Here is a 25207-nt window from a genome sequence, read left to right as displayed (position 1 = left end):
CCGTGCGCTGATACGGCAATCATGCGACTATCGCTCGCGGAAAAAGAAAAAGGGCTGCACAGTGTGCAGCCCTTCGAATTCGTTTGGTAGGCCGTGCAGGATTCGAACCTGCGACCAACGGATTAAAAGTCCGCTGCTCTACCAACTGAGCTAACGACCCAACGAAGAAAAAGATTATAGCGTCGCGGTCGTTATAGTGTCAACACCCGGGCCACACGAACGTAGCCGTTTCCGGGCCATTTCGCCTATATGCACGCGAAATACGCTCAAACGCTGCGCTCAATGCGCCACATCTGATACTTGAACGCGCAGACGCCGCCTGCCAGAATGGCCGCCATCGCCACGAACGATCCCACCGCCAGCGTCGACACGCCCGACAACCCCTGACCAACCGTGCAGCCCAACGCCGTCACGCCGCCAAAGCCCATCAATACGCCGCCCGCCATGTGGTTTGCCGTGTCCTCGGCTCCCTGGAATCCTTCCCAACGGAAGTTGCGCGACACCAGCGCATACACGAACGAACCCGCAATCACGCCCAGCACGCTCGCAATGCCCAGCGTGATGACGTTGCTCGTGTCGCTCCACATCATCAGCCAGTACAACGTGTAGGCCAACGGCGAGACGAACGACAGCGCTTCCATCTTGCCGGAGTTCGTCGCCACGAAGCTTTCTTCCAGCGTATTCGGATTCTCGGCAACGTAGCCGATCTTGCCCGAGACGTACCAAAGCGCCACGATGATCGCGCCCACGACAAGGCCGCCGAGCCAGTTGTCGAACGTCCAGAATTCGCGACGGGCCAGTGCGCCGATCACGAAGGCGCCACCGATCAGCAGTCCGAGAATGAACTGTGCGCGATGAACGTTGCCGCCGAACAGGCCACCGAGCAGCGTCGGCAAATCCTGCGATGTCGCGAACGTCGTCTGAACGCTGTCGAGTGCAGCCACGCGGAACACGGCAAACAAGCCCTTGAGTGTCATGTAGGCAGATACACCGATCATGACGAACACGAGCAGCGATTTCAGATTGCCACCGCCGATGCGCACCAGCGTCTTGCTGCCGCAGCCCGACGCCAGCACCATGCCCACGCCGAAGCACCATCCGCCAACGAGATACGACAGCCACGTGAAGCGCGGTGTCGTATAAATCGCCTTGACCGGATCGATGATGTCTTGCGACGCGAGCACGCCGGTGCCGATCGTCGCTATGCCGATGGCGAGCCACCACATGCGCATGCGATTCCAGTCACCGATATTCACGATGTCGGAGAGCGCGCCCATGGTGCAGAAGTGCGTGCGCTGGAGCACGGCACCGAACACGAAGGCCAGGCCAAAGGTGAGCCACACGACAGTGTGGGAGAGGGCGGTGAGATCGACGTCGGTCATGAGGCGAGAAGGCGATGGCGGCCGTGTCCGGCCGTTCGATGCATGTTGGCGAGCCACGGGGCGTGGCCGGCGTTTTGTTGTTATCGGACGTGTCGCGCAGCCTGTGCGCAATCACATCGCGGGTGCGGTCGTCATGTCGTGCGTGGCCATGCGGGCCCCCGCACGCATCCCCTGAGACGCCGCGCCTCGAGCGCTTGGAAAGCCCGTATTCTACTTGAGGTCATGCGCGGCACCGGCAAACGCGGTGCAATCCTCGTGTAAATACGAAGGGCGTGCCATTGGCGTGCTATGAGAGCGCTACGGGATTATCGGGGGATCACGGCATACACACGCCAGAAACGACAACGCCGCCCAAAGGCGGCGTCGTTCGTTTGACGAGGGTCCTCACACACGGAAGGCTGGTTCGCGCAACCTCCGGCGGGGCGTCTTACTTCAGCTTGGCCACACGCTTCTTGGCCTCCGCTGCCGATTCGCTGTCCGGGTACCTGGCCAACAAATCCTGCAACGTTTTCTTCGCTGCCGCAGTCTGCCCGGATTCCGCCTGGTTGCTGGCAATTGCCAACATGGCTTCGGCGGCCTTCGGGCTCGTCGGATACTTCGTCACGATCCCTTGCAGCGTCGCGGTCGAACCCTTCAGATCCTTGTTGGCGTACTGTGCATTGCCAAGCCAGAACTGAGCTTCGGGTTGATACGGACTGGCGGGATACTTGGCCGAGAAGGTACGGAAGTCCGTTTGCGCACCCTTGTAGTCACCGTTGCGGAATTTCGTCAGCGCGGCGTCAAAGACATCTTTCTCGCCCGGTTGGACGGTGCCAGTCACGCCGCCGACGGTCATCTGCTGCGGTTCGAATTTCTTCAGACGGCCATCGAGGTCGTTGTAGAAATCCTTTTGACTCTGTTGCAGGTTCGCAAGCTGGTTCTTCAGATCTTCGTTCTGACCGCGCTGGTCGGCCAGATCACGTTGCAACTGCTGGATCTGGTTGTTCAAATCCAGCACGTTGCGCGTGAGCCCCTCGATCCGCTGCTTGTCCGAATCCAGACGGCTGCGGATATCGAGGATCGCTTTGCGCGCCTCGTCGTCGTCGAACAATCCGGCATGCGCGAGCGGGCTCAGGACCGAAGTCCCGAGCGCCACCGCGCAGATCATGTTTTTAAGCAAACGAGACGTCATGACGATTCAATCAATAAGCCAGGTCGACGCGACGGTCTTGGGCCCAGGTGGCTTCGTCGGTACCCGTAGCCTTTTCCTTGCCCAGCGACACGGCTTCCATCTGGCTGGTGTTGGCGCCCAGCGCCGTCATGGCCTTGAGCACGGCTTCAGCACGCTTCTGACCCAGGGCCAGGTTGTATTCGCTCGTACCGCGCGGGTCGGTGTTGCCCTGGAGCAGCACGTGACGTTGCGAGTACTTGGCCAGGAAGCCGGCGTGAGCCTGGAGCAGCGGCGTGTATTGCGAATCGACGCTGTACGAGTCGAAGCCGAAATACACGCTGCGCTTGGCGAGCGGGCCGTTCGGGTTATTCAACTCGTCAGCCGAGGCGTCGACGGGGGCGACTGCGCGGGCGTCGGTCGTGGTCTGACCCTTGTTGGCGTTAGCCTGGTCGTCGAGCTTCACGCCCGACGAGCAAGCGGCCAGAGCGGCCAGCGAAGAGATGGCGAGGATATTACGAAGCAGGGAACTCATATGAGCCTCCGTTTGATGTTGCTGTTGATGTTATTGCATGAAAGGGCCCCAGGAGGGTTCGCGAACTTCCCCTCCTCGAACCTGAAGAATCTGCCGGGTTTGCCCGTCCACCGAGACTGCCGCGAGAACCTTTCGGCCCCCCGACTGCGTTGCATAGAGAATGTACTTGCCGTTTGCGGCAAAACTCGGTGACTCGTCGTGGCTGGTGTCGGTCAGAGCCGTAACATCGCCAGTACTCATATCCTGCACGCACAGCTTGAATCCGCCACCCTGACGCGCGATAAACGCGAGCAACTTGCCGTCGGGACTGATTCGCGGGCTGACGTTGTAACTCCCCTTGAAGGTGACGCGCTGCGCGCCGCCTTCACTCTCGCCGCCGGCCGGCATCTTGTAGATCTGCGGACCGCCCCCACGATCGCTCGTGAAGAAGATCCATTTGCCGTCCGGGGAATACTGCGGTTCGGTGTCGATCGCGCCGCTGCGCGACAGACGTTTGAGGCCACCGCCATTGGCGTTGACCTGATAGATCTGTGTGTTGCCGTCGCGCGAGAGGGCCACGGCCAGCTTGCTGCCGTCCGGTGCCCACGACGGCGCAGAGTTGTTGCCCTTCTCGTTGGCCAGCACGGCGCGGCGGCCGCTCGGCAGATCGTGGATGTACACGACCGGCTTGCGCTTCTCGAACGAGACGTAAGCGACCTTCGTGCCGTCCGGCGACCAGGCCGGTGAGATGATCGGCTCGCGGCTGTTGAGCGCAACGCGTGCGTCCTGACCGTCCGAATCCGAAATCTGCAACTGGTAGGTCGAGCCGGTATGCAGCACGTACGACAGACGCGTGGCGAACACACCGCGATCGCCCAGCAACTTTTGATAGATGTAGTCGGCGATCTTGTGCGCGGTCAGACGCAGGTTCGCGGACGAAGACGTGAGTGCCAGGCCGCCGAGCGGTTGGCCGTTCACAGCATCGTAAAGGCGGAAGCTGACCTGGAAGTTACCGTTACCGGCCGGTGCAATGGTGCCCGAGACGAACGCGTTGGCCCCCTTGGCGCGCCACGTGCCGAGATCGACCGAATCGTCCACGCCTACGGCGGCGCCGCCCGTATCGATCTGGTTGAAGCGGCCGCTGTTGCTCAGGTCAGCCTTGACGACGGACACGATATCCGTCGGCGCGGTGCCCTTGAAGTTCGACACGGCGATCGGGTAACGGTTACTGCCGACGCCGGTAATGTCGACGGTCAGCGGTGTCTGCGCATGGGCGATCGTGCAAGCCGCGGTGAGCCAGGTGGCCACCAGCGCACGCCATGCATATTGACTGGAGATTCGCATGCGTTCGATTGGTCAGTTACGCGGTGCAAGGGGCATTTTTACCACATCCGAATGAAAATGGACTCGCATCGCTCGGTTTTCGTTCCCGTTTGACAACACACTCAGCCTTTCGGGCTGAAGCGCAGGTTGACGCTCGGGGGGGCTTTGCCGTTCGTATCGCGCGGCAACGGATCGGATTTGGTGATGGCGGCCTGCACGGCGGCGTCCCAGGCGGGGTTGCCGCTCGATTTGACCAGCTGCATCGAGAGTACGCTGCCATCCGGCGCCAGACGTACCGCAACGACTGCCGTGGGATTGCCCTCGGTGTCGCCGCCATAAGCAATATTGGGCTTAACCTTGGCGCGCACGCGATCGGCGTAGCCCGCCGATGCCGTGCCGCCTGCGCCCGAGCCGGTGCCGCCCGCCTGCGAGCCCAGACCGTTACCGGTCGCGCCCGGCGTGCCGCCGGCCATGCCGCGCAGCGATGCTAGGCGCTCGGCACGTGCTGCGTCCGCAGCCTTCTGCGCCGCCGCGTCCTTCGCGGCCTTGGCCTTGGCGGCCTTGTCTTCCGCCGCCTTCTTCTCGGCATCCGCCTTTTTCTGGGCGTCTGCCAATTGTTGCTGCTTCAATTGCTCGGCTTTCCTGGCGTCTTCTTCCTTTTGGCGCTTCAGATCGTCGGCCTTCTTCTCGTCCGCCAGTTTCTGCTGACGCGCCGCCTCGTCTGCCGCCGCCTTCTTGCGGGCGAGCTCGGCCGCCGCCTGCTGGTCGGCGAGTTGCTTCTGCTTGAGCGCTTCCTGACGTGCCTTTTCCTGCTGCGCCTCGAGCAGACGCGCCTGTTCGGCAGCTTGCTGCTCCTGTTTGCGCTTTTTCTGCTGGAGGGCGATGTCGGCGTCTTCGGCCGGGGGTGTGGGCGCGGCGATGGCCGGCGGCGCGGGTGTGGGCGGCGGCGTTACGACGGGCGGAGTCGGTTCGGCCACTTCGGTGGGGGTCCACAGTTCCGCTTCGGAACCCGCGGGCGAGCTGTTCTGCCAGCGCATGCCGTAGAAGAGCAGCGCAAACAGCAGCGCATGCATGAGCAGCGCGAGAAGGAATGCTCGTCCCGTGCCGCGCTCATCGTTGCGCGGACCGATGGGGCGGTCAGGACGGCCGGAACGGGCTACGGTGCGGCTCATTTTTGCTTGACGAGCAGGCCCACGCGCTTGACGCCCTGAGCCTTGAGATCGGACATCACGTTCATGACGATTTCGTAGCGCACCGACTTGTCGGCGGCGATCACGACCGGCTGATCCGGGTTCGCCGCCTGACGGCCTTGCAGGAAACCGGTCAGATCGCTCTCGCTCATGCGCTGCTCGATGGTGTTCTCACCATCTTTGTAGCGCACCAGCACGCGATTGTCCGCTTCGATATTGACGACCACCGGCGGTGTCTGCTGCTGCGGGCTCGCGTTGGCGACGCTCGGCAGATTGACGATCGACGGCGCGACCAGCGGGGCGGCCACCATGAAGATGACGAGCAGCACCAGCATCACGTCGATGTACGGTACGACGTTGATGTCCGCCATGGCGCGACGGCCGCGGCGAGCGTTGCGCATAGAACCTGCCATGTCTCGGCGCTCCCGGAGTGCTTAGTGAATCTGCCGTTGCAGGATGTTGGAGAACTCTTCGACGAAACTTTCGAAGCGGATCGACAGCCGGTCGATGTCGGTGGCGAAGCGGTTGTAGGCAACCACGGCAGGGATAGCGGCGAACAGACCGATGGCCGTGGCCACCAGCGCTTCCGCGATACCCGGCGCCACATTGGCGAGCGTGGCTTGTTGCACGTTCGAGAGGCCGCGGAATGCGTTCATGATACCCCACACCGTACCGAACAGACCAATGTACGGGCTCACCGAGCCGACCGATGCGAGGAACGGCAGATTGGCTTCGAGCGAGTCCATTTCACGTTGATAGCAAGCGCGCATGGCACGGCGGGCGCCGTCCAGAATCGCGTGCGGATCGTTCAGACCTTTTTCGCTCGCCTTGATGTATTCGCGCATGCCCGATTCGAAGATGCGTTCGAGCGCGCCTGTCTGATGACGATTGTTCAGGGCGCTCTGATACAGCGCCTGAAGATCGCCGCCCGACCAGAAATCACGCTCGAAGCGCTCGGTCTGGCTGCGCGCGCGACGGATCGCGAAGATCTTGCGGAAGATGTGCGTCCACGAGAGTAGCGAGAGCAGCAGCAGCAGGCACATGACTGCCTGGGCGAGCACGCTGGCATGCATGACCAGCGAAATAATGGAAAGGTCTTGATCGGGCATGGTGTGGTTATTGACTGACCGGAATTTTTATCCCTGGCTTCAGGCGGCTGCCACGGGGGCAGAGCCATCTGCTGAGGCGTTGGCCACGATGGCGGCCGATTGCATGGCGAGGCGAACGTGCGCCGGAATCTTGCCGGGGCGCAAGGTGTGCGCAGCGACACAGCCGATTTTGATGCTGCCGCGCGCCAACAGTTCGCTGCTGCCGTTCGGCGCGTCGCGCCAGGCTTCCTGTAGGAAGTCGACGGAGGCGCCGCCGAGGCGCTCGATGCGGCTTTTGATGACGACGACGTCGTCGAGTCGGGCGGGGCTCAGATAATCGAGTGCCGTGGCGCGCACAATAAACATCATTCCGGTATTGCGGGCCAGTTCCAGTTGCTCGATCCCGAGCGAACGGAGCCACTCGGTTCGGGCCCGTTCAAAGAATTTCAGATAGTTGGCGTAGAAGACGACGCCGCCGGCGTCCGTGTCCTCGTAGTAAACGCGAATTGACCAACAGGTATCAAAATCAGCCATGCCGCGCATTGTATCGGAACATGGCAGTAACGCCAGTCACGGAAACAGAATTTTTCAAACAGGCGCGATGACGTTTTGTTTACGGCAGATTATCGAAACGCGAGCGACGCACCAAACTGGGGCGAAATCGCGTCGATGCCCCGTCTGACGTGGGATTGCGCTGGCACCCGAGCGTGGCCCGTCTCTATAATGACGGCTCGCAAGCCCCCTGAGTTTCAGACAAGACCACCGTGTGCGCAGGGCTGCACCGCGCACCCTTCGGTCCCTCTTAGCGAATCAACCTGCGAGGCCCTTGAATTGACTTCCCCCACATCGCAATCTCCCGCCCTGCGCGTTGCCTTCCTCGGCTTGGGCGTGATGGGTTATCCCATGGCGGGTCACCTGCAACGCGCCGGTCACACGGTCACTGTTTATAACCGTACGGCAGCCAAGGCTCAGCAGTGGGCCAAGGAATACGGCGGCGCGGCGGCGGCAACGCCTGCCGAGGCCGTGCGCGATGCCGACATCGTCGCCGCCTGCGTGGGCAACGACGACGACCTGCGCAGCATTGTGCTCGGCGAGCATGGTGCGTTCGCGGGCATGAAGGCCGACGCCGTGTTCGTCGACCACACGACCGCCTCGGCGGACGTGGCGCGCGAACTCTATGCCGTGGCGCGTGAGAAGGGCCTGCACTTCGTCGACGCCCCCGTCTCGGGCGGCGAAGCCGGTGCCAGGAACGGCGTGCTCACGATCATGTGCGGTGGCGACGCCCCCGCGTTCGATCGCGTGGCCGCCACGCTCGGCGCCTACGGCCGCGCCGTCACCCGTATCGGCGAGGCCGGCGCGGGTCAACTGGCCAAAATGGTCAATCAGATCTGCATCGCCGGGATCGTGCAGGGTTTGTCGGAGGCCATCAACTTCGGTCAGCGCGCCGGGCTGGACATGCCGCTCGTGCTCGACGTCATCAACAAGGGCGCGGCGGCCAGTTGGCAGATGGACAATCGCGGCCAGACGATGATCGACGGCAAGTTCGATTACGGCTTTGCCGTGGACTGGATGCGCAAGGATCTGGGTCTGTGTCTCGCCGAAGCGCAGCGCAACGGTGTCTCGCTGCCGGTCACGGCGCTCGTCGACCAGTTCTACGGGGACGTGCAGGCACTCGGCGGCTCGCGCTGGGACACGTCCAGCCTGATTCACCGTCTGCGTGTCTTGTCGGGCAAGGCCTAAGCGTTGCCATCGATGTGATGTGAAATGGCGGATGGCGAGGGGGGCGGCGGCAAGCCGGCCCGCCGCTGTCCGCTGGCGTTGGATATCAAATATTTGGAATATCTCCGGGTTTGTCTGCAATCGTCGGAATAGGCGATTCGCACTAGAATGCGGAAAACGGGACGTCGCGGTGCGACGGCACGACGGCGTGGCAGCTTGAGAGCGGGCTGGGGCGGTGGCGTGTCGGCGTGGGAGGCAAGGGGACCGCCGCGATCGATAACGATCTGGAACATAACTCGAACCCGAGATCCAACCGACATGAGCAATCAGTCGAACGCCGCGGCCGTCCGCGCATTTCGCATTCTTGAAATCCTGAGCGCCTCGGGCGCGCCGATGACACTCGCGGAGATCGTTGCCGCGATCGGTCTGCCCAAGCAGACCGTGCATCGTATTCTCAAACAGCTCGAAGCCGCATGGCTCGTCACGCGCGAAGCGGGCAGCCGGCATTACGAACCGTCCTCGCGGGTGCGGGCGATGGCCGTCAATGCGTTGATGCATGTGGGTCCGGCGGCCGCGCGTCATGCCATCCTCCAGCAACTGGTCGACAAGCTCGGCGAGACCTGCAATCTGTCGATGCTGTCGGGCGACGACCTCGTCTATCTCGATCGCGTGGAGACCGACTGGTCGCGTCAACTCAAACTCTCGCCCGGCTCGCGTGTGCCGCTGCACTGCACGGCAAGCGGCAAGCTATTGCTGGCGTTCCTGCCGAGGGCGCGTCGCGAGAAGCTGATCGCGCATTTGCCGTTGCGTCCGCGCGCGGAAAACACCATCACCGATCTGGAGGATTTGCGCGACGAACTGGTCGAGACACGCAAGCGCCGGGTCGGGACGAACAACGAAGAGCACGTGCCGGGCATGATCGCCGTGGCCGTGCCGGTGATGCTCGATCGCAATCGCGCGTGTGCCGCCATCGCAGTGCAGGCGAGCGCGCAGCACTGCACGCTCGACAAGCTCATGACCTTCTTGCCGGACCTCCGGGTTGCCGCCGAGACGATGGCCGCGACGTTCAACGAGTGAAGGGCCGAGGGAGTCGGGGACGGAGCGAGACGAGACGGGGAAGACGCGAGCGTTTGCGTCCTCGCTGCGTGCTTATTGCCCCTGCGCAGCGCTGGCCGCTGTCTCCGGCGCCGATCGGGACGATCCGGAAGATCCAGATGATGCCGACGATCGCGCCGATGGCATGCCCGGCGCCAACGTCTCGAAGACCTGCTCAAGCTGCTTCGCGCCCTGAGCAGATTCGGCGCGCATACGTGGCCCGATGAAGAGTGGGTCGAGGATCAGGAACAGCAGGTTCGGCGTGCGATACATGAAGTCTCGCTCGAAGCGGGTGCCTGTGCCGTCCGGTGTCAGGGTATAGCGAACTTCGCCCGACGGACGACGGTTCACTTCGCCCTCGATGCGCCACTCGAACGGTGGCTTCGCCTCGACAACCTTCCAGTGAAGAATGCCGTGACGGCCCGCGAGCCGGAACTCCTCGGCAACTTCCTCCCCGACCTTGAGCGGGTGATCGGTGGTGCCCTGCACTGAGAGCGACGCTGGATGCCATGTCGGCCAGTTGGCCGGTGTCGTGGCGTAATCGTAGACGGCCTGCGGCGGCGCGCGCAGCGTGACCACGCTCACGACGTGCGTCCGACGCTCGAACGGCAGGGGCAGCAGCGAGAGCAGGGCGACGACCGCCACCGCCCCGAGCAGAAACAGGAAGGCTCGCTTCATCGGCGCGCGCTCACGCACCGGCAGGCGAATCGAGTTCGACATCGACCATCAGGTCGTCGGCCAGACTTTCCAGAATCTCGCGCAGCGATTCGGTGCTCACACTCGCGGGCACGTGCAGGCGTGCCGTCGCGCGAAACAACGTGCCGCCCGACATCGATCCTTCCACGCATTCGGTCGCGAGTTCGTCGATGGAGATGCCCTGCGCGAAGAGCACGTGCGAGATTTCCTTGACGATGCCCGGATGGTCCTGCCCCACGAGATCGAGCTCGAGCGTGCGAGCCGCGGGGCGAGTGGCGGCGCTTTGCGCGCGGGTGACGGCGATTTGCAGGCCGTGCGTTTCGAGCGCGTGAAGCGCTTGCGTGAGCGCGTCGGCCTGATCGTCGGGGACTTGCAGATGAATGATGCCGGCGAACTGGCCGGCAAGATTGGCGAGACGGCTTTCCAGCCAGTTGGCACCGGCCGCGGTGGCGCGATCGGCGATGGCATTGACCAGACCCGGACGATCCGGGCCGATTACGTTGAGAATCAGGGACGTCGTCATCACAGGCTCCGTCGAAACTGAGGGGCAAGAGGCGGCGCAGGCGGCGCGCTCGCCCTCTAACGTGGGCCGTCGCGCGCAACAGGCTCAAGTGTAGTGCAATCGCGGGGTGCGCCGCTACGGCGGTCATTGCCCGACGTCATCGTCCGCGCCACAACCACCGTCACCACCGTCGCAACTACACCGCGCCTAGGCGTGACCCGCCGCCATGGCGAGCAGGGCGACGACGGTGGCGTCGTCCGTCTGCACGAAGTCGCTGTATGCCACGCTCACCGCGTAGAACGGCTCCGGGGTCTCCAGACAGATGACGGCGTCAGCCAGCGGGGTCAGACGCGCAACCGCGTCACGCGCACCGACCGGGGCGCAGGCAATGAGCGGTGTCGCGCCAAGGCGCCGCATCGCGCGCAGCGCCGCGATCATGGTCGCGCCGGTCGCAATGCCGTCGTCGACCACCACGACCGGACGGCCCCGCACATCGGGCGCCCCGCGCCCCGGCGTGTAAGTCTCGCGCCGCTGTTGAATGAGCGCGCGCTGTCGGGCGCTTTCGTGCGAAAGATAAGTGCCGGTCGCGCCGAGCGAGAGCGCGTGATCTGCGAGGAAGATGCCGCCGAACTCGTCGACCGCCCCCACGGCAAGTTCGGCCTGATGCGGGGCGCGCAGCTTGTGCGCGAGCAGCACGTCGAGCGTGCCGTTCAGTTGGCGTGCGATGGGCATCGCCACCGGCACGCCGCCGCGCGGGATGGCAAGCACGAGGGGCGGCGCGCATCGCGCGAGCCGTTCATGGGAGGCGAGGACTTCGGCCAGCGCACTTCCTGCGGCGGCACGATCGAGAAACGAGGCAACGGCAGCCATGGCGACGACGCGGGGGCGAGCCCGAAAGGCGGGGGAGATTCCCATCGTAACGCCACGGGCTGATGCTCGTTTTCGTCTTCTGTGTCCGTCAGTGCTCGTCCACGCACCCGCGGGCGGATCTCGGGACGTGTAGGGCCCCGGCGCTCGCCTCAGCGCGCGAGCAGTTCCGGCACGGTGCCGACGAGCAGCGTCACACCGGAGCAGGCGAGCAGCGCCAGCACCATGCGCCGGAACGCGTGATCGGAGAGGAATTTGTAGGCCCACGCGCCGATGAGCGTCGGCACGATCATCGATGGCACGGCAATCGCGAACATATGCAGCGTCTGCACCGTAATCACGCCATGCACGGCATATAGCGTGATGGTGAGCGTGTGCATGACGATGAAGAAAATCTGCATGACAGCGCGCTGCATGTCCTTGTCCCACCCGCGCAGCGTGCACCACAGCGTCGGCACCACGCCGACGAGCCCGCCGATGCCCCCCATCACGCCGCCGATGAATCCGACCACGCCGTCGGCGGCGCGTCCGCCATGTGTGATGCGAGGCAGATGCGAGGCGAGCAACAGGATCGAGCAATAGATGACAAGCACCGCCCCGATGCCGGCGCGAAACCACACCGGGTCGAGATAACGCAGGATCCACACGCCGACGGGCACGCCGACCAGACCGCAGAGCACGAACGGTGCGAGCCGGTTGAGCGGCACCGCACGGCGTGCGGCGCGCAGCCCGAGGAGCTGGCCGATGAGCGAGCAGAAGGCCGCGAGCGGCCCCGCCAGCGTGGGCGGTAGCGACCACGCCCAGAACGAGAGGGCCACGAGGCTGAACGCAAAGCCGGACAGGCCTTGCACAAAGCCGGCGACGCACGCGCCGGCAATCAGGGGAAGCAATGGGTCGACGGTCATGATTTATGGTTTTCGCGTCGACATTATGCGGCGATCCCCTCTGGAGATGAACGGGTCGCCGCCCTGTGGGGGATGTGTCTTACGCGTGCCGGTTGGCCCACCAGCTCTGCCAGGCCGCCACGAAGAGCGAGCCGACGACGATACCCAGTGCCGCGCCTGCGAGCGCGTCGCTCGTCCAGTGATACGCGCAGGCGATCTGGCCGAACGCCGTGAGCGCAATGGCGATGGCGCACGGCACGCGCATCACGCGATGACGCAGCGCGAGCACGGTCGTGAACGCGAGGATGACCGTCAGGTGTCCGGACGGAAACGAGGAGTACGCCGCGTAGTTGCCGTCGAAGAGCTTGAACTCGAAAACGCCGTCGCGTAAATACGACGAATTATCACGAATCCAGGTGTCCGGCCAGGTGCGTCCGAACACGAATTTCAGGGCTTGCTTGGCAAGACTGGCCACCCCCACAGCGCCGCCTGCCAGCCACAGCGTAACGGCCCACGACGGCAGCGTGCGGCGAAAGTACAGCACGGCGCCAATGATCAGGAACGTTGGCCACGCCAGCACGAACAGTGGCGACGGCAGCTCGGCGATGATCTGAATCCAGCGAATGCCTTGCGTATGCGTATGCGCGAAGTCCACGACCGGCCGGTCGATCCAGGGGATGGCGACGAGGGCGAGCAACAGACAAGCCAGCGCGCTCAGCCACGCAGTGCGCAGACAGGGCGACGAAGGGGAGGGGGGCGGCGACGGCGTCGGTTCGGCGTTCGGAGCAGGTTCGGTCATGACGCGATTTCGGTGAAAAAAGGGACGCAACGTTCGGTGAGACCGCGTCATGGTAGACGTCATTGACGACGACGGTCCGGTGTTGCTTCGCTTTTGAGGCGTTCACGCCGCGTTGAACGGGGTTCGGCGCGAGGGCGGTGATCCGTGTCTCCCCCCCTGCTGCGCCGCGTTGCGTCGAACGCTCAAGACTGCGCCGTCGTCATGGCGATTTGATGGCGGTCAGGGCGCAGGCGTTGCGCTCATGACAGGCTTCGATGGCTTGAGAAACAAAGATATTTTTGCGGCAAGGTAGGTCGTCGTCCTACAATCGTCCCCTACGCATATGTTGAATATTGCCGGTCGCGGACCTCCTGGTTCGTATCGGCTCAGAGAGAAGGAACCGCAGTTTGGGGGAAGTAGTGAAGCCGTCTTGTCGTTGGCAGTCAGTTCGCTTGGCAAAACAAAATCAATATTGCATGCGGGGGCAGTGGTGAATCGGGGATTCGAGAGCACGATCGATCGACTGGCGCGCGAGTTCTGGCGCGCCGCAAGTACGCGCGAGCAGCACCACGCACAAACGCAGGCCCGCTCGTTGGCGGAAATCCGCGCGCTGGACCAGGCGCAGCGCGAGTGGGACGAGGCGCCCGCGGACGACGCCGCCGCACGAGAACGTCTGCATCTGGCATGGCGTCAGGCCGAAGCCGCCGCGCAAGGCGCGCGCGCAAAACTGGAGGTCGCACGGCTGGAGCGCTTGCTTGCCGACGGCCTTGCCCGTGATCTGCGTATTCCCCCGGCCGACTTGCGTGCGCGCAGCACGCCGCCGGTGCTCGATACCCGGCATCTTCCTAAAGTGCTGCCCAAACCCGAATGGGAAACCTTTGCGCCCGAGAAGCCTGGCAGGTTTGCGCTCGCCATGCCGGGGGCGTCGGGACGCTACGAGCAGGCGGTCGCCAAGGCGCGCAGCGAGTTCGTTCATGCGGAGCGCGAGTACGAAGCGTCGAAGATTCGTCGTACGCAGGGCTCGATGATTCTCCAGATTGCGCAGCAGAAGGCGACGGAGGCGGCGCGCGCCGAGAGTGCACGCCACAACGCGGCGGTGGCCGATTTCGAGGGTGCACTGTTGCGCGGTGAGGCGTCGGCCGTCACGCGCTACGCACGCATTGTGCTCAGTCGCAGCCCGTATCCGGAAGCGTTCACGCAAACGCTCGCCGCGCACTACGTCGAAAATCACAAACTGCTGGCCATCGGTTACGACGTGCCCACGCTCGACGCCGCCGTGCCCGTCGCGCTCGACTATCACTACAACACGGCGGAAGACACCGTGCAGGGCGTGCCCGCGGGCGACGCGATGCGCGCGCAGGTCTACGCCGGCGTGCTGCGCCAGATCGTGCTGCGCTCGCTCTACGAGTTGTTCGCGGCCGATCCGCTGCGTCACGTGGACGCCGTCGTGTTCAACGCGTACGCCAGCGAGAGCGACCAGCGAGTGTGCCTGGCAAGCGTGCACGTCTCACGTGCCGACTTCGCGGCGCGCGTGCTGGCGGAGGGCGATCCGGCGACGCATCTGGCGGCGCTCGGCGCTCGACTGTCGGCGCATCCCGAGGCGTTGCAGGCGGTGTCGCCCGTCGCAGGTGTCGACATGACGCAGGTCGTCACGGACGCCGATGTCGCCATCGACCGCCGCTTCAATCTGATGACGCTCAACGACAGGGACTTCACGCAAGTGATGTTCCACCTGCTGCGCTCGCACGGCTTCGAAGGCCCGCCGTTGCTGCCGGGCGAGCAGGAGGGCATGCTCATCTGCCGCGCGTGGGATCCGCATCCGATTTTCGGGGGCGAGGTCGTCGTCCACGTCTTCCGCGAGATGAACCCGTCGGCCCGGCTGGAGATCGCTGCGGCGCGCGCCATGCTCGCCGAGATGCAGCAGATCGGCGCCGCGCGCGGCATGCTGATTACGACCGGAGCATTCGACGACGGCGTGGAAGAGTTCGCGCGCGACCGGCGTATCGAGCTGCTCTGCGGCCATCATCTGGTCTTCCAACTGAAAGAAAACGCGGGCGTCGATGCCAGCGTCGTGGTGCCGGAAACGCGCGATACCGCTGCTGCCCTGTTCTGAGGCGAGGCGCCGGAGGGGCTGTGCGGCCTGCTATAGTTGACCGGCCTTCACCCACGTCACTTACTTCACGGAGGTTCGTATGTCACGGCGCATGCAAAGCAAGGGAAGTTCGACTGACTCCGGCTTCAATGGATGGCGCAGGACCGGTGCCGCAGGCGCAGGTTTGGCGCTGGTACTCGCGCTCAGTGTATCGATGCCGGCGCAAGCGCAGCTCGATATGCTCAAGAACGCCATTGGCGGGGGCAATGCGGGCAGCGGCGATTCCGGTGGCATGGCCAGCAGCCTGAGCGGCCTTGCGTCGTCCGGATCGCTGACGTCGGGCAGTATCGGCAATGCGACGGGTGTCCTCCAGTTCTGCATCAAGAACAACTATCTGGGGGGCGGGGATCTGAGTTCCGCCACCGACGTGAAGGACAAGCTGCTCGGCAAGATCGGCACCCAGTCGGGCTCGCCGGCCGCCAGCCCCGGCTATCTCGATGGTGTCAAGGGACTGCTGTCCTCGCCGGACGGCAAGACCGTCGACCTCAATGGCGGCGGTCTCAAGGAGCAGATCACCCGCAAGGTCTGTGACAAGATCCTCGATCAGGCCAAGTCGTTTCTCTGACATCGGTCTGAAAGGCGATAGGCTGGCGCTCACGTGATCCGCCAGCCGTCTGACCGGGCGGGACGGTATACCGTCGTGGTATCAAGAAAATCATCGACATTGGGTCTTTGCACAGAGCCACGCGCGGATGTACGCTAGGTGTTATTCCATCCCCGCCGCTTTTGTCCGGAGCCATCGATGTATCAGCCCGCCGCCTTCACCGAGGATCGCCCCGAAGTCCTGCACGATCTCATTCGTACGCATCCGCTCGGCTTGCTCGTGAGCGCCGGCGCGCAGGGGCTGATCGCCGACTCGATTCCGTTTCTGATTGACGCCGACGAAGGCGAGTTCGGCACGTTGCGCGGGCATCTGGCGCGTGCCAATCCGCACGGAGCGGCGTTGCGCGATGTCGACGACTGTCTGATCGCGTTCACGGGGCCGCAGGGGTATATCACGCCGTCGTGGTACGCCGCGAAGGCCGAGCACGGCAAGGTCGTGCCGACGTGGAACTACGCCGCCGTGCACGTGTGGGGCACGCCGCGCGTGATCGACGACGCAGCCTGGTTGCGCCGTCTCGTCGGCGATCTTACGCAGTCGCAGGAGCAGGGCCGCGCCGCGCCGTGGGCCGTAGAGGACGCCCCGGCGGATTACGTCGACAGCATGGTGCGCGCTATCGTCGGCGTGGAAATTCCGATTCGCCGCATCGAGGGCAAATTCAAGATGTCGCAGAACCGCGCGATGCCCGATCGCATCGGTGTGGTGAAAGGCCTGCGCGCCGAAGGCCCGGCAAGCGACGCGTTGGCGACGCTCGTCGCGCAGCGGGGCGATGTTCCCGATGAATGAGTGGAATGAGCGCGCCTGAGTCGATGCATCTCGCCGGCGGCATCTGCCGGTAACGAAACGAAACAATTCTGTGTTGCGGGGACAGGTTGCACGGTGGTGTCCCCGCATACAATGCGGCAACCCAACTCGGAAGCCGCAATGAAAACACTGCTGCTCATGCTCGCGCTGATGCTTTGCCTGCTCTTTCTCGAGCAGGCGTGGCTGCCGAGCGCGCAGGCAGACGAGTGCGGCAACCTCGCCCCCGCCCAGACCCTGCAATGTGCCGCCTACGGCGCGGACAGCGTCGTCCCTGAATAGCCGTTCATCCGCTACAATCGCACCCCCTTACGTCTCCTCCCAAGCAGTGCGATGAAGCAGTCTCGATGGACGGTCGCCGCAGTGCGCGCAAGCCGATTGCGCGCGACGGCCGGGCAGTTGGCAATCTCCCTTTCGGTCTCCATTTCTTGTGCCGTCGGCCTCCTCGCTCTCGGAGCGCTACCCGGCGAGGCGCGTGCCGCCGTCACGGCGTGCGGCGATCATTACTGGTCCGGCACCGCTCCCGATATCACGAACAGCGCGATGACGCGTGCCGCACGCGAGGTCTGCTTCAGCGCGTTCGGTGTCATGCACTCGGGCGTGACGCGCACACCGCTCTGGTCTGCGGAGCATCTCACGCGTGCGGGCCTGAGCGACGCCCGTCAGATCTCGCGCGTGAACAATTTCCATGCAGAGTCGCAGCTTCCCGCGGGGGAGCGCGCCGAGTTGCGCGATTACGTGCGCTCGGGCTACGACCGCGGCCACATGGCGCCATCGGCAGATATGCCGGATGCGCGGGCGCAGACGGAGAGTTTCTCGCTGTCGAACATGGTGCCGCAGAACAGCGAGAACAACCGCTATCTGTGGGCAGGCATCGAGTCGAGCGTACGCAAGCTCGCGCAGGATCGCGGCGAGTTGTACGTCATCACCGGGCCGCTATTCAAGGGCAAGACGATCACGCAAGTTGGCGATCGGGTCATGGTGCCGACGCAGCTCTTCAAGGTCGTCTACGATCCGAAGCGCAAGCAGGCGGGCGCCTATCTTGTGGCGAACGAAGCGACCGGCGACTATTCGGTCGTGAGCGTGGCCGAGCTCGAAAAGCTCGCCGGGATCGACTTCTTCCCCGGCATGTCAGCGAGCGTAAAGGCGACGGCGATGTCGTTGCCCGCGCCCAAGGCGGCCGGCGGGGGTAGCAAGCGCAAGCGCGACCAGGACGCGCCGTCGTATCGTGAAGTGCAGACGGTGCTCGACTTCTTGCGTACGATCATCCGCTAAGTACGGCGGCTGCGGCCTGGCGTTCGTTTCCCCGGCTTCCAGCCGTTGCCCCGTCGACCGATCATCCGTGGCCGATTTCCCACCGAATCAGGAGTCTTCAATGCCGACCTCATCTTCCGCCAATGCCGGGTTCGCCCCGTTTGCCAACGATGCCGACGCGCTCACGCTGGGCGAGCTGAACGTCGAAAATCACACCGACCACGTTGCTGTCTTCGGCAACCTGGAGATTCGCCGCGACGCCGAAGGACTGCGTCAGGCGCAGGCGCTCAAAGCGGTGCTCGACGCCGTCGTGGCGGCGCTTTCCGTTGCCGACCTGCCGGCACATGTCGACGCGGCGGGCGGCACGACGGCGCGGCAAGTCAAAAATCCGTTCGAATCTTGATCGGAACGGGGGCAGAGCAGGCCGCCCCCCGGGATTTACCCCGAATTTGTCGTTTATCGGAAGAATCGATGTTGCACCGCATGATGCGACGCGCGGACCTCGTCCACATCCTCGTTCCAGTGTCTGCGTACCGGTTTGCCGAAGGCAACGCCGCTGCGACATCCCCCGACAGGCCGACGGCGGCAACTCAGCCGATTCCACGGTTCATGCGGGTTGCGCGACAACTTGTCGCACCTGCGACATTCTGTCGCATTGACACGTCCCGACAAAAATCCCGAATCACGTCATGGTGACGGTATTCGCCGTCGCTTTTTTCCGTCTCGAAAACCATACGAATCAAGCGTTTTGCTTGCGGCGACGCAGCACGGATGAGGGGTTTACCGTTCCCAGACAAAGCGCATACTAGCGCTGCGTCTCGTCGATTCCGTTCCGGTGAATCGATGACCGGCAAGGCTACGAACACTAAACAACGCGAGGTAACTCATGCACATCCGTTGGAAAAAAGTGTATTCGAGTGGTTGGGGGACGATTCATCACGATGCACCCCGTTCCCATCGCAGCGCCAGCGAGCGCGAGCAACTCTTTCAACGCCTGTTGGCAATTGCGATCGCCTGTAGCGTCGGCGGTTTCGTCCTGTTGTCAGTGGGTGCGGCCTTCCTGGGACGCTAAAGTCACCGATCTTCCCGATCTTTCTTTTTCGTGCGCGGCACCGCCTACGGCGGATTGCCGCGCCACGTTGCCTTCGTCATCCCTTATCCCGTGCCTCTCACGATGCGCTTTCGTCCGCCTTTATCGCGCGTGACGCTGTGGCCAATGCAGTGTGTTTCGAGACCTGTTTTCAATCGCCCGATTTGAACGGCGGTGCGTCGTTTTTGAAACATTTTGTTACGGATGCATAGCGCACACGTGAATGTTGCGACGGCTCGCTTCGCGTCATTTCTCTCAATTCACGCTTAAAACCGCGTCGCCCGCTACGGTAAAACGTTTCGGCGCGTTGATAACCTTCGTCGATGACGTGGTCTCTCGTGGTTTTGGTGTCGCATACTGCGAGTTCACGCTATTGCAATTCCAAAAGAATAGTGCGATCTTGAGGCGACGGTGCGGTGTCGGAATTTCGGAAGTTTCATGCTGCGGAATTTCCCCGGATTTATCCGAATTGTCTTGCGCCTCAAAACTTTCGATAAAGAAGAAAAGAAAAAGCAGTGCGGGCCGGTTTGATTGATTTGTGAGGTGCGTCATGGAAATTCGCTGGGAAAAGTTGTACTCGGGCGGATTGGGTCGTTTTTACGACACTTCTGAATCTAGCCGCCGTCGGGCGCGGCGCGCGCAGTTGGCATGGTTTGGCGTGGTCATCTCCGTTGGCGTTGCCATCGGTGCCATTGCCATTGCATGGCGCTGGATCTGATGCGCGCCAACGCGAAGCGCTGCTCGGGGATATCGGGTTGTCTGGTGCTCCTCGCCCTTATGGCGAGCGCGCCGGTGCGCGCTCAGGCACCAGCCATGCCCACGGAGCCGCTCGACGCGGGGGGTGAGCCGTGCGGGGCGCTGCGGGCGCTGCCCGCGAACGTCACCGACTATCGGTACGAAGTGACGAACCGGTGCGAACGGCCGGTCACCTTCTTCTGGCGTTGCAGTGCTGCGGACACTGAGCATTCCCTTGAGGTGCCGGGCAGAGGCTTGCAGTCTGCAACGTGCGTGAAGGCGTCCGGTGCGGCGGGAGAGATCGTGTTCCGCTTCGGGCCGCCGGGTACCGGTCACTGAGACGCGCCCCCTCGAACGCGGCCTGACTCGCTGCATCGACCGTCTCGCGATGGTGCGGCGGCGTTCCTGTTCGTATGTGCTTGGCCACAGCGCTCCCGACATCTCCGACACTCCCGGCCGACCGGTCGCCACCGCCGCGCGGAATGGCTATCATGACGCCATACGACTCGCCGGCATCAAGCCTCGGCGAGCCGCCTGTGGACGCAGGCGCGCAGACCGCGCGATCCGTCGCGGACATCAAGACACCCCCCAAGGACTTCCCATGAACGACATCGTCACCCCGGCCCAGCCGTCGCTCGACACGGTGGCATTGCGTGAATTCGTCGAGCGCAAATGGAACGACGAAATCCTGCATGCGCTGACGGACTACATTGCCGTGCCTGCAAAGAGCCCCGGCTTCGACGCCGATTGGGCGCGCAACGGCTACATCGATCGTGTGGTGCGTGACGCCGCCCAGTGGGCAGAGCGTCAACCGGTGAAAGGGCTGACGCTCGAAGTGATTCGTCTGGAAGGCCGCACGCCGGTGATCTTCTTCGAAGCGCCGGCCACGCGCTCCGGCAGCACCGAAACGATCGTGCTTTACGGTCACCTCGACAAGCAGCCGGAGTTCGACGGCTGGCGTAAGGATCTCGGTCCGTGGACGCCCAAGTTCGAAGACGGCAAGCTCTACGGTCGTGGCGGTGCGGACGACGGTTACGCCATCTATTCCAGCGTGACGGCACTCGCCGCGCTCGACGCACAGGGCGTGGAGCGTCCGCGTTGCGTGGGCCTGATCGAGACGTGCGAGGAGTCGGGCAGCTACGATTTGCTGCCGTATGTCGACGCCCTGCGCGATCGTCTCGGGCGGGTCAGCCTGGTCGTCTGCCTCGATTCGGGGGCGGGCAATTACGACCAGTTGTGGCTCACCACGTCGCTGCGCGGGCTCATCTCCGGCAGTCTCGAAGTGCAGGTGCTCGACGAGGGCATTCACTCGGGCGGCTACGGCGGCATTGCGCCGTCGAGTTTTCGCGTCATGCGCCAGTTGTTCGAACGTCTGGAAGACGCGGGTAGCGGCAATGTGTTGCCGAAGGGCTTTCACAGCCCGATCCCGCTGCAACGTCTGAAGGAAGCCGAGGCGACCGCGCATATTCTGGGCGACGACGTCTGGAAGAAGATGCCGTGGGCCTGCGGCCAGGACGGCCTGTCGGTCCTGCCGACCACGACTGATCCGAAGGAGGCGCTGCTCAATTCGACGTGGCGCCCGTCGCTGTCGGTGACGGGGGCGGCCGGACTGCCTGCGCTCGCCGATGCGGGTAACGTGCTGCGTCCGCGCACGGCGTTCAAATTGTCGCTGCGTCTGCCGCCGCTCATCGACGCCGCGCAGGCCGTGCAGGAGTTGAAGACCCTGCTCGAAGTCGACCCGCCGTACAACGCGAAGGTGACGTTCAAGTCCGACGCCGGTGCGGCCTCCGGCTGGAACGCACCCGATGTCGCGCCGTGGCTTTCGTCGGCACTGAATACGGCGTCGCAACGCCATTACGGGGCGGACGTCGCGTACATCGGGCAGGGCGGCACGATTCCGCTGATGAATACGCTGCAAGCCGGTTTCCCGACGGCGCAGTTCATGGTGTGCGGCGTGCTGGGGCCGAAATCGAACGCCCACGGCCCGAACGAATTCCTGCACGTGCCATATGCGAAGAAACTGACGGCGGCTGTGGCCGAGGTCATCGCTTTGGCGCCGTAAGCCAGCCGCAAGCGAGGGGCCTGCCTCGAACAAAACGGGCCGCAGGCATCAAGTCATGGCGGCCCGTTTTGTGTTGTGGCGACGAAGCGCTTCGATCAGAGCTCGTGCGTGGCCGCCTCCAGCACTTGCACGCCGCACATGAAGTCGTCCAGTTCCATGTGTTCCATCGGATTGTGCGAACCGTTGGCGTTGCGCACGAACACCATGCCGCTCGGAATGCCGGCGTTGGCGAAGATCGCGGCGTCGTGCCCGGCGCCGCTCGGCACGCGTTCCTGCGGCAGATCGAGCGCACGGCAGGCGTCGGCCAGCACTGACGACACATGCTTGTCCATGATCGCCGGGGCCGACGCGAGCCGCCGGTCGAACCCGAACGTCACGCCCCGATCGCGTTCGATGGCGCGGCATTCCGTGCGCATCAGTTCATAGAACACGTCGAGCGTATCGGGGCTCTGGCTGCGCACTTCCAGACTGAAATCGACCTTGCCGGGAATCCGCGAGATCGCATGCTCGGCGGGATCGGTGCCGACGATGCCGGTCGTCACGACCATATCGATGCCGCGCTCCAGCAAGGCGCGCCAATGCTCGTCCAGCCGCGTGATGAGATCGGCCACGGCAAACATGGCGTCGTGCCGCAGCCAACGCGGCACCGCGCCCGAGTGGCCGGCTTCGCCCACGCACGAGACGCGGTTGTGCCGCACATTGCCGCGAATGCCCGGCACGATCGCCACGGGCATGTTGCGCGCGATCATCACCGGCCCCTGCTCGATGTGCAGCTCCAGCCATGCCTTGGCGCGCGAGGCGTCGAAGAGCGTCTCGCCATTGCGAATCGCGTCGATGTCGGCACCGCTTTGCGCCATGCAATCGGCGAGCGAGCGGCCGTGCGTGCGATGGGGCATGGCCAGATCGGCGTCGCTCAGTTTGCCGAACAGCGCGCCCGATCCCATATAAGCGCGACCGAACCAGGCGCTTTCCTCGCCGCGCAGCGCGAGCACACGCACCGGCGTGGCCGTGTAACGCTGGCTGCGCCGCTGTTGGACGAGGCACAGCAGCCCGGCGACGATGCCGGCGAGACCGTCGTAATTGCCGCCTTGCGGCACGGAGTCCAGATGTGAGCCGATCCAGGTGGCGGGGGCGTCGCCTGTGTCGTCCGGCAACGTGAAGATGAGGTTGGCCGCCCGGTCGCGCGTGACCGAGAGTCCGTGATGATCGGCCCATTGCGTGAGATACGACGCCGCGGCGTTTTCACCGTCGCCGTAGCTGTCGCGCGTGATGCCGACGCCGTCGTTGCCAAGACGGCGCAGGTCGGTGAAGAGTTGCTCGGCCAGCGGGGCCAGCGCGTTCAGTTCCATGAGTGTGCTTCTAAGTGTGTTTCTGAGTGTGCTCCCTCTCGCATGACGCTGAGCGAGGGTTGCAGGTATGGCATTAGGTGCGACGCTGCTTCGTGATTCGGCCGGTGATGTGGCGCACGACCCGTTAGCCCGACTGCTGCGCGAACCGTAGCCAGCGGTCGGACAACTGCGGGTCCAGGGCGACGGCGCCGGTCAATGTGGCGATCTGCTCGACGGCGTGCGTCTCGCAATACGCGGCAAGTCCGTCGACGATATGGCCCATTACGGCCGGGTCGCGGAACGACGCTGTGCCAACCTGCACCGCAGTGGCGCCAGCGAGCATGAATTCGACAGCGTCGTCTGCCGTTTCGATGCCGCCGCAGCCGATGATCGGAATGCGCACCGCGCGATGGCATTGATGCACGAGGCGCACCGCCAGTGGCTTGATCGCCGGTCCCGAGAGACCGCCCATCACATTGCCGAGCTTCGGCTTGCGCGTGCGCACGTCGATGGCCATGCCCAGCACGGTGTTGCCCATGACGATGGCGTCGGCACCGGCGTCTTCCGCCGCGCGGGCAATCAGTGCGATCTGTCCGGCGTTGGGCGTGAGCTTCACCCACAGCGGATGCGATGTGCGACGGCGTATCGCGCTCACCGCCTGGTAAGTGCTCTGCGGCTGCATCGCGAAGGCCATACCGTCCGCTTCGAGATTGGGGCACGAGATGTTCGCTTCGATGGCCGCGACTTCCGGCAGCGACAGCGTCTCGCAGGCTTCACCGAACGACTCGGCCGTGTCTGCCGACACCGACACCACGACCGGCGTATCGAAGCGCGTGTAAGCAGGCAGCACGTCGCGCCGGTAGGCGTCGAGCCCCTTGCTGGGAATGCCAATGGAGTTGAGCATGCCGCTGGCGGTCTCGGCCACGCGAGGCGTCGGGTTGCCGGCGCGTGTGTTGGGCGAGACGCTCTTGACGACGAGCGCGCCAAGCCGGTTCAGGTCGAGCGCCTGCGCATATTCGACCGCAAAGCAGCCGGACGCCGGCATCACGGGATTGCGCAACGTGAGCGATCCGATGCGTACGGAAAGATCAGCCAAAGTCCACCTCCCCGACAACGTTGCGAATCGGAAACACGGGGCCTTCACGGCACACGCGCAGGAATTGCTTGTCGCCGTTGCAATCGAACAGGCGCACGCACGACAGACAGACCCCCATGCCGCAGGCCATGCGTTGCTCCATGGCCACTTCGGCGGTGATGTGCGGGTGCGATTCCAGCACGCGCTGGAGCAGCATCAGCAGACGATGCGAGCCGCATGTGTAGACGGCGTCGTGCGGGGCGGCGTCGAGCAGGGCACGCACGCGCGGCCCCAGCGCGTCCACGGCCGACGAGCCGTCGCTGTCGAACACGCAATGCACGTCGGCCAACGCACGGGCTTCGGGCGAGCGCAGGAATTCGTCGCGCATCAGGTCGGCTTCGCTGCGCGCCGACATCACCACCGTCAATTGCAGTCCTGCCGCTGCGGCGTGCTGCACCAGCGGGGCCATCGTCGCCAGCCCTACGCCGCGCGCCACGAACATCACGCGTTTCCAGCGGGTATCGAGCGTGAAGGTGTTGCCGAGCGGGCCGACGATATCGAGCGAGGCCCCTTCGGGCAGCGTGGCGAGCGCGCGCGTGCCTACGCCCGTCACGTTGTAGAGAAACTCGATGGTGTCCGGCTCGGGGCCGGTGCCGTAGACACTCATGGGACGCAGCAGGAACGGCGCTTCACTGTCCGTCACCGGGCACTTCAGTTGATAAAACTGGCCGGGCCGCGTGGTGAGCGCGACGGGGGCGTCGGCCTGCAAACGCAGATAGCGATAGCGCGCGTTGACGGCACGGTGACTGAGCACGCGACAGCGGTGCGTGGCAACGGTAGCAACGGTGGGGGCGGTGGCCGCACCGCACGTCGCGTTGTGAGGTGCATGCGAATCGTGCATGTGGCACGCGTCCCGATGCACCC

At 64.2% G+C, this 25207-nt stretch carries 28 protein-coding genes and 1 tRNA gene; 11 read left to right on the top strand and 18 right to left on the bottom strand.

Annotated elements, in window-relative coordinates:
* Positions 1 to 84: 84 nt before the first annotated feature.
* From ACIPHM_RS05385 to ybgC, 9 genes are all read right to left on the bottom strand, one after another.
* Positions 85 to 160 (bottom strand) — tRNA-Lys (locus ACIPHM_RS05385).
* Between the two features lie 106 nt (positions 161 to 266).
* A complete protein-coding gene (locus ACIPHM_RS05380; protein WP_400325241.1) occupies positions 267 to 1382 on the bottom strand; it encodes a YeeE/YedE family protein in 1116 nt (371 codons plus the stop codon).
* Positions 1383 to 1809: 427 nt separating this feature from the next.
* Positions 1810 to 2553, bottom strand: coding sequence for a tol-pal system protein YbgF (ybgF, locus tag ACIPHM_RS05375; protein WP_400325239.1), 744 nt, complete (start codon positions 2551 to 2553; stop codon positions 1810 to 1812).
* 10 nt (positions 2554 to 2563) lie between these two features.
* Positions 2564 to 3064 (bottom strand): OmpA family protein, encoded by a 501-nt coding sequence (locus tag ACIPHM_RS05370; RefSeq protein ID WP_400325237.1) that lies wholly within the window; start codon positions 3062 to 3064, stop codon positions 2564 to 2566.
* Positions 3065 to 3094: 30 nt separating this feature from the next.
* Positions 3095 to 4387, bottom strand: a complete 1293-nt coding sequence (gene tolB, locus ACIPHM_RS05365; protein ID WP_400325235.1) for a Tol-Pal system beta propeller repeat protein TolB — start codon at positions 4385 to 4387, stop codon at positions 3095 to 3097.
* Between the two features lie 101 nt (positions 4388 to 4488).
* Positions 4489 to 5538 (bottom strand): cell envelope integrity protein TolA, encoded by a 1050-nt coding sequence (gene tolA, locus ACIPHM_RS05360; RefSeq protein ID WP_400325233.1) that lies wholly within the window; start codon positions 5536 to 5538, stop codon positions 4489 to 4491.
* Positions 5535 to 5969 (bottom strand): protein TolR, encoded by a 435-nt coding sequence (gene tolR / locus ACIPHM_RS05355; protein ID WP_400325231.1) that lies wholly within the window; start codon positions 5967 to 5969, stop codon positions 5535 to 5537. Before tolR ends, tolA begins: the two co-directional genes overlap by 4 nt.
* A gap of 21 nt (positions 5970 to 5990) precedes the next feature.
* A complete protein-coding gene (tolQ, locus tag ACIPHM_RS05350) occupies positions 5991 to 6665 on the bottom strand; it encodes a protein TolQ (protein ID WP_400325229.1) in 675 nt (224 codons plus the stop codon).
* 39 nt (positions 6666 to 6704) lie between these two features.
* A complete protein-coding gene (gene ybgC / locus ACIPHM_RS05345; RefSeq protein ID WP_400325227.1) occupies positions 6705 to 7187 on the bottom strand; it encodes a tol-pal system-associated acyl-CoA thioesterase in 483 nt (160 codons plus the stop codon).
* Positions 7188 to 7475: 288 nt separating this feature from the next.
* Between ybgC and ACIPHM_RS05340 the strand changes: the two genes are divergently transcribed.
* Together ACIPHM_RS05340 and ACIPHM_RS05335 are read left to right on the top strand one after the other, a co-directional pair.
* Positions 7476 to 8384 (top strand): NAD(P)-dependent oxidoreductase, encoded by a 909-nt coding sequence (locus ACIPHM_RS05340; RefSeq protein WP_400325226.1) that lies wholly within the window; start codon positions 7476 to 7478, stop codon positions 8382 to 8384.
* 297 nt (positions 8385 to 8681) lie between these two features.
* The gene (locus tag ACIPHM_RS05335; protein ID WP_400325224.1) at positions 8682 to 9440 is read left to right on the top strand and encodes an IclR family transcriptional regulator; all 759 of its coding nucleotides are present in this window, start codon (positions 8682 to 8684) and stop codon (positions 9438 to 9440) included.
* A 72-nt stretch (positions 9441 to 9512) separates the two neighbouring features.
* Here ACIPHM_RS05335 and ACIPHM_RS05330 read toward each other — a convergent pair whose 3' ends face one another.
* The 5 genes from ACIPHM_RS05330 to ACIPHM_RS05310 form a co-directional block, all read right to left on the bottom strand.
* Positions 9513 to 10178 (bottom strand): SRPBCC family protein, encoded by a 666-nt coding sequence (locus tag ACIPHM_RS05330; protein ID WP_400325222.1) that lies wholly within the window; start codon positions 10176 to 10178, stop codon positions 9513 to 9515.
* The gene (locus ACIPHM_RS05325; protein ID WP_400325220.1) at positions 10147 to 10677 is read right to left on the bottom strand and encodes a glycine cleavage system protein R; all 531 of its coding nucleotides are present in this window, start codon (positions 10675 to 10677) and stop codon (positions 10147 to 10149) included. Before ACIPHM_RS05325 ends, ACIPHM_RS05330 begins: the two co-directional genes overlap by 32 nt.
* Before the next feature lie 186 nt (positions 10678 to 10863).
* On the bottom strand, positions 10864 to 11526 hold the full coding sequence (locus ACIPHM_RS05320; protein ID WP_400325218.1) for a phosphoribosyltransferase: 663 nt from the start codon (positions 11524 to 11526) through the stop codon (positions 10864 to 10866).
* Positions 11527 to 11675: 149 nt separating this feature from the next.
* Complete coding sequence (locus ACIPHM_RS05315) at positions 11676 to 12428, bottom strand: sulfite exporter TauE/SafE family protein (RefSeq protein WP_400325216.1); 753 nt, start codon at positions 12426 to 12428, stop codon at positions 11676 to 11678.
* Positions 12429 to 12507: 79 nt separating this feature from the next.
* The gene (locus tag ACIPHM_RS05310; RefSeq protein WP_400325214.1) at positions 12508 to 13206 is read right to left on the bottom strand and encodes a phosphatase PAP2 family protein; all 699 of its coding nucleotides are present in this window, start codon (positions 13204 to 13206) and stop codon (positions 12508 to 12510) included.
* Between the two features lie 469 nt (positions 13207 to 13675).
* Here ACIPHM_RS05310 and ACIPHM_RS05305 point away from each other — a divergent pair, with 469 nt between their 5' ends.
* The 6 genes from ACIPHM_RS05305 to ACIPHM_RS05280 all read left to right on the top strand — a co-directional run bounded on the left by ACIPHM_RS05305 (position 13676) and on the right by ACIPHM_RS05280 (position 18396).
* The gene (locus tag ACIPHM_RS05305) at positions 13676 to 15298 is read left to right on the top strand and encodes a restriction endonuclease (protein ID WP_400325212.1); all 1623 of its coding nucleotides are present in this window, start codon (positions 13676 to 13678) and stop codon (positions 15296 to 15298) included.
* A gap of 79 nt (positions 15299 to 15377) precedes the next feature.
* Positions 15378 to 15902, top strand: a complete 525-nt coding sequence (locus tag ACIPHM_RS05300) for a DUF2501 domain-containing protein (protein ID WP_400325210.1) — start codon at positions 15378 to 15380, stop codon at positions 15900 to 15902.
* Between the two features lie 177 nt (positions 15903 to 16079).
* Complete coding sequence (locus tag ACIPHM_RS05295) at positions 16080 to 16724, top strand: FMN-binding negative transcriptional regulator (protein WP_400325208.1); 645 nt, start codon at positions 16080 to 16082, stop codon at positions 16722 to 16724.
* A gap of 138 nt (positions 16725 to 16862) precedes the next feature.
* A complete protein-coding gene (locus tag ACIPHM_RS05290) occupies positions 16863 to 17021 on the top strand; it encodes a hypothetical protein (RefSeq protein WP_400325206.1) in 159 nt (52 codons plus the stop codon).
* 51 nt (positions 17022 to 17072) lie between these two features.
* A complete protein-coding gene (locus tag ACIPHM_RS05285; RefSeq protein WP_400325204.1) occupies positions 17073 to 18014 on the top strand; it encodes a DNA/RNA non-specific endonuclease in 942 nt (313 codons plus the stop codon).
* A gap of 100 nt (positions 18015 to 18114) precedes the next feature.
* Positions 18115 to 18396 carry a hypothetical protein gene (locus ACIPHM_RS05280; RefSeq protein WP_400325202.1) on the top strand — a complete coding sequence of 94 codons (282 nt, stop codon included), beginning with the start codon at positions 18115 to 18117 and terminating at the stop codon, positions 18394 to 18396.
* Positions 18397 to 19338: 942 nt separating this feature from the next.
* Here ACIPHM_RS05280 and ACIPHM_RS05275 read toward each other — a convergent pair.
* A complete protein-coding gene (locus tag ACIPHM_RS05275) occupies positions 19339 to 19635 on the bottom strand; it encodes a hypothetical protein (protein ID WP_400325200.1) in 297 nt (98 codons plus the stop codon).
* On the opposite strand from ACIPHM_RS05275, the gene ACIPHM_RS05270 reads away from it, so the two are divergent.
* From ACIPHM_RS05270 to ACIPHM_RS05260, 3 genes are all read left to right on the top strand, one after another.
* On the top strand, positions 19634 to 19801 hold the full coding sequence (locus tag ACIPHM_RS05270; RefSeq protein WP_158453307.1) for a hypothetical protein: 168 nt from the start codon (positions 19634 to 19636) through the stop codon (positions 19799 to 19801). The two genes, ACIPHM_RS05275 and ACIPHM_RS05270, sit on opposite strands and share 2 nt — an antisense overlap.
* Positions 19786 to 20157, top strand: coding sequence for a hypothetical protein (locus ACIPHM_RS05265; protein WP_400325198.1), 372 nt, complete (start codon positions 19786 to 19788; stop codon positions 20155 to 20157). The genes ACIPHM_RS05270 and ACIPHM_RS05265 overlap by 16 nt, the downstream gene beginning before the upstream one ends.
* Positions 20158 to 20419: 262 nt before the next feature.
* Positions 20420 to 21880 (top strand): M20 family metallopeptidase, encoded by a 1461-nt coding sequence (locus ACIPHM_RS05260; protein WP_400325196.1) that lies wholly within the window; start codon positions 20420 to 20422, stop codon positions 21878 to 21880.
* 95 nt (positions 21881 to 21975) lie between these two features.
* On the opposite strand, the gene ACIPHM_RS05255 is transcribed toward ACIPHM_RS05260, so the two are convergent.
* The 3 genes from ACIPHM_RS05255 to ACIPHM_RS05245 form a co-directional block, all read right to left on the bottom strand.
* The gene (locus ACIPHM_RS05255) at positions 21976 to 23229 is read right to left on the bottom strand and encodes a Zn-dependent hydrolase (RefSeq protein ID WP_400325194.1); all 1254 of its coding nucleotides are present in this window, start codon (positions 23227 to 23229) and stop codon (positions 21976 to 21978) included.
* A gap of 124 nt (positions 23230 to 23353) precedes the next feature.
* Positions 23354 to 24304 carry a dihydroorotate dehydrogenase gene (locus tag ACIPHM_RS05250; RefSeq protein WP_400325192.1) on the bottom strand — a complete coding sequence of 317 codons (951 nt, stop codon included), beginning with the start codon at positions 24302 to 24304 and terminating at the stop codon, positions 23354 to 23356.
* Positions 24297 to 25184: a dihydroorotate dehydrogenase electron transfer subunit gene (locus ACIPHM_RS05245; RefSeq protein ID WP_400325350.1), complete on the bottom strand. Its 888-nt coding sequence runs from the start codon at positions 25182 to 25184 to the stop codon at positions 24297 to 24299. The genes ACIPHM_RS05250 and ACIPHM_RS05245 overlap by 8 nt, the downstream gene beginning before the upstream one ends.
* Positions 25185 to 25207 lie beyond the last annotated feature (23 nt).

The organism is Pandoraea sp. NPDC087047 (genome assembly GCF_044745225.1).
Taxonomy (GTDB): Bacteria; Pseudomonadota; Gammaproteobacteria; order Burkholderiales; family Burkholderiaceae; genus Pandoraea.
This window is presented reverse-complemented; position numbering and strand designations above follow the sequence as displayed.

What these genes read in the sequence shown, in the direction of transcription:
- ACIPHM_RS05380 (WP_400325241.1), bottom strand. Translation starts at nt 1,382, where the DNA reads ATGACCGACGTCGATCTCACCGCCCTCTCCCACACTGTCGTGTGGCTC.
- ybgF (WP_400325239.1), bottom strand. Translation starts at nt 2,553, where the DNA reads ATGACGTCTCGTTTGCTTAAAAACATGATCTGCGCGGTGGCGCTCGGG.
- ACIPHM_RS05370 (WP_400325237.1), bottom strand. Translation starts at nt 3,064, where the DNA reads ATGAGTTCCCTGCTTCGTAATATCCTCGCCATCTCTTCGCTGGCCGCT.
- tolB (WP_400325235.1), bottom strand. Translation starts at nt 4,387, where the DNA reads ATGCGAATCTCCAGTCAATATGCATGGCGTGCGCTGGTGGCCACCTGG.
- tolA (WP_400325233.1), bottom strand. Translation starts at nt 5,538, where the DNA reads ATGAGCCGCACCGTAGCCCGTTCCGGCCGTCCTGACCGCCCCATCGGT.
- tolR (WP_400325231.1), bottom strand. Translation starts at nt 5,969, where the DNA reads ATGGCAGGTTCTATGCGCAACGCTCGCCGCGGCCGTCGCGCCATGGCG.
- tolQ (WP_400325229.1), bottom strand. Translation starts at nt 6,665, where the DNA reads ATGCCCGATCAAGACCTTTCCATTATTTCGCTGGTCATGCATGCCAGC.
- ybgC (WP_400325227.1), bottom strand. Translation starts at nt 7,187, where the DNA reads ATGCGCGGCATGGCTGATTTTGATACCTGTTGGTCAATTCGCGTTTAC.
- ACIPHM_RS05335 (WP_400325224.1), top strand. Translation starts at nt 8,682, where the DNA reads ATGAGCAATCAGTCGAACGCCGCGGCCGTCCGCGCATTTCGCATTCTT.
- ACIPHM_RS05330 (WP_400325222.1), bottom strand. Translation starts at nt 10,178, where the DNA reads ATGTCGAACTCGATTCGCCTGCCGGTGCGTGAGCGCGCGCCGATGAAG.
- ACIPHM_RS05325 (WP_400325220.1), bottom strand. Translation starts at nt 10,677, where the DNA reads ATGACGACGTCCCTGATTCTCAACGTAATCGGCCCGGATCGTCCGGGT.
- ACIPHM_RS05320 (WP_400325218.1), bottom strand. Translation starts at nt 11,526, where the DNA reads ATGGCTGCCGTTGCCTCGTTTCTCGATCGTGCCGCCGCAGGAAGTGCG.
- ACIPHM_RS05315 (WP_400325216.1), bottom strand. Translation starts at nt 12,428, where the DNA reads ATGACCGTCGACCCATTGCTTCCCCTGATTGCCGGCGCGTGCGTCGCC.
- ACIPHM_RS05310 (WP_400325214.1), bottom strand. Translation starts at nt 13,206, where the DNA reads ATGACCGAACCTGCTCCGAACGCCGAACCGACGCCGTCGCCGCCCCCC.
- ACIPHM_RS05300 (WP_400325210.1), top strand. Translation starts at nt 15,378, where the DNA reads ATGTCACGGCGCATGCAAAGCAAGGGAAGTTCGACTGACTCCGGCTTC.
- ACIPHM_RS05295 (WP_400325208.1), top strand. Translation starts at nt 16,080, where the DNA reads ATGTATCAGCCCGCCGCCTTCACCGAGGATCGCCCCGAAGTCCTGCAC.
- ACIPHM_RS05290 (WP_400325206.1), top strand. Translation starts at nt 16,863, where the DNA reads ATGAAAACACTGCTGCTCATGCTCGCGCTGATGCTTTGCCTGCTCTTT.
- ACIPHM_RS05285 (WP_400325204.1), top strand. Translation starts at nt 17,073, where the DNA reads ATGAAGCAGTCTCGATGGACGGTCGCCGCAGTGCGCGCAAGCCGATTG.
- ACIPHM_RS05280 (WP_400325202.1), top strand. Translation starts at nt 18,115, where the DNA reads ATGCCGACCTCATCTTCCGCCAATGCCGGGTTCGCCCCGTTTGCCAAC.
- ACIPHM_RS05270 (WP_158453307.1), top strand. Translation starts at nt 19,634, where the DNA reads ATGGAAATTCGCTGGGAAAAGTTGTACTCGGGCGGATTGGGTCGTTTT.
- ACIPHM_RS05275 (WP_400325200.1), bottom strand. Translation starts at nt 19,635, where the DNA reads ATGACGCACCTCACAAATCAATCAAACCGGCCCGCACTGCTTTTTCTT.
- ACIPHM_RS05265 (WP_400325198.1), top strand. Translation starts at nt 19,786, where the DNA reads ATGGCGCTGGATCTGATGCGCGCCAACGCGAAGCGCTGCTCGGGGATA.
- ACIPHM_RS05260 (WP_400325196.1), top strand. Translation starts at nt 20,420, where the DNA reads ATGAACGACATCGTCACCCCGGCCCAGCCGTCGCTCGACACGGTGGCA.
- ACIPHM_RS05255 (WP_400325194.1), bottom strand. Translation starts at nt 23,229, where the DNA reads ATGGAACTGAACGCGCTGGCCCCGCTGGCCGAGCAACTCTTCACCGAC.
- ACIPHM_RS05245 (WP_400325350.1), bottom strand. Translation starts at nt 25,184, where the DNA reads ATGCACGATTCGCATGCACCTCACAACGCGACGTGCGGTGCGGCCACC.